Annotated in this window: 1 protein-coding gene; it reads left to right on the forward strand. The window is 70.1% G+C overall.

Annotated elements, in window-relative coordinates; genetic code table 11:
* Positions 1-12: 12 nt before the first annotated feature.
* The coding region (locus tag C4313_RS11575) for a sodium-translocating pyrophosphatase (protein ID WP_352430001.1) at positions 13-2,311 on the forward strand (2,299 nt) is incomplete at its 3' end.

Consider the following 2,311-nt stretch of genomic DNA (forward strand, 5'->3'; position numbering starts at 1 on the left):
GGAGGTGCGCGGATGACCTGGCATGGGCTGACGCCGTTTGAGTTCTACGCGGTGCTGGCCGTGCTCGGGGTGGCGGTGGCCAGCCTGGCCTTCGCTGGGTGGCTGCGGGCCGAGGTGATGCGCCAACCCAAGGGCACGCCGAAGATGCAGGAGGTCTGGGAGGCCATCCGGGAGGGGGCCGAGGCCTACCTGCGGCGGCAACTCATGAGCATCCTGCCGTTCATGGGATTGCTGAGCGTCCTGCTCTTCCTGAGCGTCTACATCGTCCCACCCTCCCCGGAAGCCCGGGAGGTCTTCCCCCAACTCGATGAGAACACGCTGCGGCTGGTGATGGGACTGGGCCGAGCCATCGCCTTTATCCTGGGCGCCGGCTTCTCCCTGGCCGTCGGCCAGCTGGGGATGCGCATGGCGGTCCAGGGGAACATTCGGGTGGCCGAGGCGGCCCGGACCCGGGGGTATGAGGCGGCCCTGCGCCTGGCCTATCGGGCCGGCACCATCACCGGGATGCTGACCAACGGCCTGGGGCTGCTGGGGGGGTCCCTCATCTTCCTGATCTTCGGCATCGCCGCGCCGGACGCGCTGTTGGGCTTCGGGTTCGGCGGGACGCTGCTGGCCCTCTTCATGCGGGTGGGTGGCGGCATCTACACCAAGGCGGCGGACGTGGGAGCGGACCTGGTGGGCAAAGTGGAGATGGACGTCCCCGAGGACGATCCGCGCAACGCGGCGGTGGTCGCCGACCTCGTGGGGGATAACGTCGGCGACTGCGCGGGGATGGCCGCCGACATCTTCGAGTCCTACGAAGTGACCATGGTCTCGGCGATGATCCTGGGCCTGGCCGTGCGGGCGGTGGACCCCAACCACTCGATGGTGTGGATCGTGTTCCCGCTGCTGGCCCGGGCCGTGGGGGTGATCGCCTCCATCCTCAGTACCTACACGGTGGGTGGGGTGGCGGGCCGGCGGGGCGACGCCCTGCGGGCCATCAGCCGGGGTTTCTTCGTCGGGGCGGTCCTCTCCTTCATCGGCTTCGGGGCCATCGGCCTGCTCTACGCCCGCGACTGGCGGGTGGTGGCCTCGACGACGGTGGGCCTGATCCTCTCCATCGTCATCGAGCGGCTCACGGACTATTTCACCAGCACGGAACGGGCCCCGGTGGGGGAGATCGAGAAGGCCACCCGGGCCGGGCCGGCCACCACCATCCTCAGCGGGCTGGCGGTGGGCTATGAATCCACCGTGTGGGCCATCGTGGTCATCGCCCTGACCATCGCCACCTCCACCCTGATCTACTGGGGCCTGCCGCCGGTCTACGTGCTCTACGGGGTCTCCCTGACCGGCATCGGGCTCCTGATGCTCACGGGCAACGTGGTGGGGATGGACTCCTACGGCCCGGTGACGGACAACGCCGGCGGGATCGCGGAGATGGCCGGGCTGGAGGAGGAGGCCCAGGCGGTGCTGGCGGACCTGGACGCGGTGGGCAACACCACCAAGGCCACCACCAAGGGCCTGGCCATCGCCACCGCGGTGATCGCCGCCGTGGCCCTCTTCGGCTCCTACCTCACCGACGTGAGCAAGGTCCAGGCGCAACTGGGCCAGGTCCCCACCCTGCAGGACATTGGGATCCGCATCGACCAACCCCTGGTGTTCGTGGGGCTGCTGCTGGGCGGGGCGCTGCCCTGGCTCTTCTCGTCCTTCGCCATCCGCGCGGTGAGCCGCGCCGCCACCCTGATCGTGGAGGAGGTCCGGCGCCAGTTCCGCATCCCCGGCGTGCTGGAGGGGACGGTGAAGCCGGACTACGCGCGGGTGGTGGGCATCTGCACCCTGGCCGCCCAGAAGGAGCTGCTCTCCCTGGCGTTGCTCTCCGTGGCCACGCCGCTGGTGGTGGGCCTGATCCTCCAGGTGGAGGCCCTGGGGGCCTTCCTGGCCGGCGCCATCCTGGTGGGGCAGCTGCTGGCGGTCTTCATGGCCAACGCCGGCGCGGCGTGGGACAACGCCAAGAAGCGGGTGGAAAACGAGCCGCGGGACCCCGCTCGCAACTTGGGCAAGGGGAGCGAGCGCCACAAGGCCAGCGTGGTGGGTGACACGGTGGGCGACCCGCTGAAGGACACGGCCGGCCCGGCCATCAACCCGATGATCAAGGCCGTCAACCTGGTCTCGGTGCTGGCCGCCCCCATCATCGTCCAGTTCCGCGGGGCGCTCTCCACCGGGACCCTCCTGGCCATCGGGGCCGCTGTGCTCATCCTGCTGGGCGTGCTGCTGTGGGTGGTCTGGCAGAGCAAGCGGGAGGTGCCTGAACTGGCGGCCGCCCCCACCACCG

The sequence above is a fragment of the Thermoflexus sp. genome, from assembly GCF_040289485.1.
Classification (GTDB): Bacteria; Chloroflexota; Anaerolineae; order Thermoflexales; family Thermoflexaceae; genus Thermoflexus.